At 37.1% G+C, this 5,606-nt stretch carries 4 protein-coding genes; 2 read left to right on the forward strand and 2 right to left on the reverse strand.

The genetic code is table 11. From position 1 onward, the window contains the following. On the forward strand, nucleotides 1–1,664 hold a 1,664-nt coding region (locus tag WBN20_RS09770), incomplete at its 5' end, for a peptidylprolyl isomerase (RefSeq protein WP_424281542.1). Between the two features lie 83 nt (nucleotides 1,665–1,747). Here the strand turns inward: WBN20_RS09770 and WBN20_RS09775 are convergent. Then, nucleotides 1,748–2,692 (reverse strand): GYDIA family GHMP kinase, encoded by a 945-nt coding sequence (locus tag WBN20_RS09775; RefSeq protein ID WP_424281543.1) that lies wholly within the window; start codon nucleotides 2,690–2,692, stop codon nucleotides 1,748–1,750. Beyond that, nucleotides 2,689–4,011 (reverse strand): hydroxymethylglutaryl-CoA reductase, degradative, encoded by a 1,323-nt coding sequence (locus WBN20_RS09780; protein WP_424281544.1) that lies wholly within the window; start codon nucleotides 4,009–4,011, stop codon nucleotides 2,689–2,691. Before WBN20_RS09780 ends, WBN20_RS09775 begins: the two co-directional genes overlap by 4 nt. Before the next feature lie 164 nt (nucleotides 4,012–4,175). Between WBN20_RS09780 and WBN20_RS09785 the strand changes: the two genes are divergently transcribed. Beyond that, nucleotides 4,176–5,606 (forward strand): DPP IV N-terminal domain-containing protein (locus WBN20_RS09785; RefSeq protein WP_424281545.1); only part of this gene is annotated, 1,431 nt, incomplete at its 3' end.

Genomic DNA, 5,606 nt, shown 5'->3' on the forward strand with positions numbered 1-5,606 from the left:
ATTGGTTGCAGGACGAGGAGGCTATTATTCAAAGTTCAAAGGAACAGTCGTATTTTAATTTAATAAGAGCAGGAGTTGGTGCCACTTTGAAGGAAGGCGAATTGGACTATAAATTAACTACCGATAAAGTAGATATAAGATATGTAAGAGTTCCTTACACTTCCATTCCTGACAGTACATTTATTATTACTAAAAAGGAAATTTCGGACTATATTAGTGCTCACGAGGACGAATACAAGCAGCAAAGTTCCAGAGATATTCAATTTGTATATTTTGAAGATAAAGCCTCTATTGAAGATGAGACTACCATAAAGGATCAAATAACAAAACTTCTTGGCGATACCGTGGAATATTTTGAAGAACGCGATGAAACGGATACCATTCCGGGCTTTAGAAATACAAAAGACAACGCTGCTTTTCTTGATAGAAATTCTGATAGCAAATTCGACACTATTTTTAAGTCGAAAAATGAACTTCCGATAAAATTTGCGGATACGCTAATGGCCCTTGATATAGGGGAGCTTTTTGGACCTTATCAGGACGGTGAGAGCTTTAAAATCACCAAAATGGTTAACAAAAAACCTAATGGATCTGTAAAGGCTAGTCATATACTGATTACGTGGGAAGGAGCTGAAAGAGGAAACCCTGAAATTAAGAGAACCAAAGAAGAGGCGGAGGCCAAGGCAAACGATTTACTTAAACAAGCCAAAGCCGAAGGAGCTGTTTTTGCCCAACTGGCAAGGGATAATTCTGACGGGCCATCAGCCCCAAGAGGTGGTGACCTGGGTTACTTTCAGGAAGGGGTAATGACACCTAAGTTCAATGATTTTGCCTTTGGTAATGCAGAGGGTCATATTGGATTGGTTGAAACAGAATTTGGTTATCATATAGTTCGTGTGGATGATAAGGAAGATCTGGTTCAGCTGGCAACTCTTAGCAGGGAAATTGAGGCCTCTGAAGAAACATTGAATACACTGTTTACTGATGCCACTAAATTTGAAATGGCAGCAGCCTCATCAGAAAAACCCTTTTCAGATTTGGCAAAAGAATATGAATACTTAGTAAGGCCTGTTAATAAAATAAATGCATTGGACGAAAACCTGCCAGGACTTTCTAGCCAACGATCTATTGTTCAATGGGCATTTAATGCCGAAACAGAAATAGGTGATATTAAACGGTTTGGAATTAGCAACGGTTATGCCGTTGTGCAGCTAACAGCGAAGTATGAAGAAGGTTTAATGTCTGTTGAAGATGCTTCAGCAAATGTCCTTCCAAAAATCCGAAAAGTAAAAAAAGCTGCTAAGATTATTTCCCAAAATAAGGGGAAATCTTTAGAAGATTTAGCTTCAGACAATAATACTAATATTTCTACAGCCTCTGCTTTAACTGTTAAAACTCCGACGATTCCGGGAGCTGGCAGAGAGCCTTTGGCTGTGGGAACTGCCTTTGCCTTGGCTCAGGGGAGCGTTTCTGATCTTATTGAAGGTGAAACCGGAGTTTTTAAAATTGAAGTAACCAAAAAAGAAGAAGGCCCTAAGCTTGAAAATTATACCACATTTGCAAATTCTCTGCAGAATACAAACGGGACCCGAGTAAATGCCAGTGTGTTCAATGCCTTAAAGGAAAATTCAGAGATTAAGGATAATAGAGCAACTTTCTACTAAGAATAATATCGTTTACCGGTAAATACCTTTTAGAAAAGGTCTCTGAATTACAATATAAAAGCTTCTCTTATGAGAGGCTTTTTTTATAATATCATTTCTGCAAATGGAATGACAATCTTATATCCTTTGTTAATGAAGTATTTAGGGGTGTTTTTATCGCCTATGGCAAGGACAAAATCTCCTCCCCAGGCCCCTAAACTTTTTATTGCCCCTTCGAAGTCAGGAAATAGATTTTTCTTTACTGGTGGCAGATTAAGAATGCCTGCTAAAAGTAATTCATGAGTGTTCATCAATTCCTTAAATCTAGTTATCTCAGTGCAAGAAATACATTCTTCTGTCAGTTCTGAAATTTTATTTATTAAACTTACCTTATCGAATTCCTGGCCTTTATATCTGGTAATCCCTTCTCTGCTGTTTTGCTTTCTGTTGAGATGTACAAAAAATAAATTGTCTTTAAACGAAGGGTTAAATTCAATTTCTTGTATAAATGGGTTCCCATGTTTAATTTGATAAACTATTGGACGATTATGCTGTGCGCAGGCAATATCGTATCCACTTCCATTAAATGTTTTGGATAAAAGAGCAAATGGATCTACGTTTGCCCATTGTGCAATATTATTAATTAGTGTAGAGGAAGACCCGAGTCCCCAATCTCTTGGAAAGCTCAGATTTGTATGTACCTCATATCCCATTTCCCCATTTAAAAAATTTGGATTCAGCCTATTTGCCTCCAGCAGAATTTTGGATAGCATTTTGGCTACCTTATCAGTAGATGTCAATAGGTTATTTTCCACTTCAATTGGAATTTTCACATCTGAATTCCTGAAAAATTCTAATTGCAGCGAGGTACGAAACCATATTTCACCTTTTTCATCCAGGCTTGTCCATGAGATCATTGAAGAATCCAATTCTTTTACAGTTAAGGTTTGTCCGTACTTTGTTGGCAGGGCGAGGGATAGTGCCCCATCAAGAACTGCATACTCACCGGTAAGCAACAACTTTCCATTGCTGTAGAACTGTTGCGTCATAGATTGTTCCGTAAATTTTGAAGTGCTTCAACAACCGCACTATGAGTGGCGGCATTCTTTTTAAAATAGGCAACCAAAGTTTTCTTTTCATCATCTGAGGCACTCATTTGATTAAGAATATTTAGCAAATGCATTTTCATGTGACCCTCTTGAATCCCTGTTGTGACTAATGATCTGACAGCGGCAAAATTTTGAGCCAATCCGGCCACTGCAACAATTTGCATTAATTCACGGGCTGATGGTTTTTGTAAAATCTCCAAAGCGAGATTTACTAAGGGATGTAACCTGGTAAGCCCTCCAACGGTTCCCAGGGCCAGAGGCACTTCTATCCAAAATTTAAATATACCATCATCCACAGAGGCATGCGTAAGGCTTCGATAAGATCCGTCTTTTGCTGCATAAGCATGTATTCCGGCTTCTACTGCCCTGAAATCGTTACCCGTAGCCAGGACAACAGCATCTATTCCATTCATTATTCCTTTATTATGGGTAACCGCTCTGTAAGGTTCAACGTTGGCAATATTAACTGCCCTAATCATCTTTTCTGCGAATTCTTTTGGAGAAACAGACTGTTCCACCTCTAAATGATCAATTGGGCAACTTACCTCTGCCCGCACAAGGCATTCCGGCACATAGTTAGAAAGAATACTCATTACCACTTCTAATTGCCGTTCATCTTTGTTAAACAACAGATAGGTTCGGGCTTCTCTTTTCAAACTGCTGGCCAATTGCTCTAAACAGGAGTTGATAAAATTTGCACCCATAGCATCTAGGGTTTCAAATTTACAATGTAACTGATAGTAATTATCAAGTTTATGTGACTGATCTCGCAGTTCTATTGATGTTATTCCACCCCCGCGTTTTTCCATATTTCTGGTTATGGACTTAGTATCACTAATTAAGATGGGTTTTATTTGATCAATAAAAATTTGCAATTTCTCTGAAGAACCGTTGAAGATAAAATGTACCTGTCCTATCTTTTGGGTACCTAGTACCCTGGTCTTAAATCCACCCTTATCCAGCCAGAATTTGGCAGCTTTACTAGCGGCTGCAACAACAGAACTCTCCTCAATAGCCATTGGAATGGCATATAGCTTATCGTTAATAAGAAAATTAGGAGCAATTCCAAAAGGAAGGTAGTAGTTGCTGATGGTATTCTCTATGAATTCGTCATGGAGCTTTTGTAACCCGTTATCTTCATTCCAGTATTTTTTAAGTATTTGTATTGTGGTATCCGAATTATCAGTATAATTATCGGCAATCCATTTGATTTTTTCATCTTTGGAAAGTTTGGAAAACCCCTGGATCGGTGTTGTCATAAGCTACGGTTCTATAATGGCAAAGATAGTGATTACGCAATTATGCTAAAGGGTTTCATCATTCAGGAATTCAGGAATAAAGTTGCAATATTTTAAGATTAAAGTTATTTTTTTCGCCAAAATATTAGTAAACTTGGTAGTTTATAATCAATTTTTTAGATTTTATGAATAAATCTTTCGTTCTTATTTTTCTTGCCTTTTGCTTTTTAAATTACCTGCCTGCTCAACAAAAAAAGATTTCCCTTGAAGAGCTTTGGTCAGGAGCCTATGGTACCGAGGCCATGGAAGCTATTTATCCTTTAAAAAATGGCAAACACTACACAGTCCTAAATACAGATATAACCAAGGGTATTGTCAGTATTGATAAGTACGATTATAATACATTGGAGAAGATAGAAACTTTGGTCTCTTCAAAGGATTTAACCTCAAAAGCGGCATTTAGTTCATATACTTTTAGCAAAGACGAATCAAAAATATTACTTGCAACAGAAGAGGTTCCAATCTACAGGCGTTCTAAAGTAGGGATATATTACATTTATGATGTAGTGACCAAAAGGATAACTCAAATAGCAGACACATGGATTCAGGAACCCACTTTTTCGCCAGATGGAAAGAAGGTAGCTTTTGTTAACAATAACAATATGTACTTTTTTAATATAGCTGATGGAAAAATATTTAAAATTACCTCAGACGGTGAGAGGAATAAGATTATTAATGGTATTGCAGATTGGGTATACGAAGAGGAATTTAAAATAGTCAGGGCCTTTGAATGGAGCTCAGATGGAACAAAAATTGCATTTTTAAGATTTGATGAAACTGCTGTTCCTGAATTTGCAATGGATGTTTATGGAACAGACTTATATCCTTTTCAATATATTTTTAAGTATCCCAAAGCCGGGGAAAATAATTCTGTAGTTACCTTGCATGCCTATGATATTGAATCCGGCAAAATTACGGAAATTTCACTGCCGGACGCTTATTACATACCCAGGATAACTCAGATGAATAATCCGAATAACATAAGTGTTCAAACATTAAACAGACACCAAAATAAATTAAATTTATATTCCGTAGACCTGCAAAATAACTCCGTATCGCTTTTACTTGAGGAAAAAGACGAAGCATATTTAGATATTACAGATAACCTTACTTTTCTGGCCGATGATAGCTTTATCTGGACCAGTGAAAAGGATGGATATAATCACATTTACCTTCATACAGAAAGCGGGGATTTGATAAACCAGATTACCAAGGGAGACTGGGAAGTGACCGATTACTATGGATATGATCAACACAAGGATAGAATCTATTACCAGTCTACAGAGACTGGATCAATAAACAGAGATATCTATCGTATCGATAGTAGCGGTAAGAATAAAAAGAGACTCTCTTCCAAAGGAGGAACCAATTCTGCTAAGTTTAGTGCAGATTTTACGTATTTCATAAATGAGTTTTCCAATTCCACTACACCTCCTGAATTCACGCTGCATAAGGCGGCATCAGGAGATAAATTAAAGGATATTTTAAACAATAATAGCCTTGTTAGCAAATTAGAGCGATATGAGTTAAGCCCTAAGGAATTTTCTACACTATCT

Origin of the sequence: Eudoraea sp., assembly GCF_049665975.1 — a bacterium.
In the GTDB taxonomy this organism is placed as follows: Bacteria; Bacteroidota; Bacteroidia; order Flavobacteriales; family Flavobacteriaceae; genus Eudoraea.

Excerpts from the sequence above, each read along its gene's own strand:
- WBN20_RS09775 (WP_424281543.1), bottom strand. The coding sequence starts at position 2,692 with ATGACGCAACAGTTCTACAGCAATGGAAAGTTGTTGCTTACCGGTGAG.
- WBN20_RS09780 (WP_424281544.1), bottom strand. The coding sequence starts at position 4,011 with ATGACAACACCGATCCAGGGGTTTTCCAAACTTTCCAAAGATGAAAAA.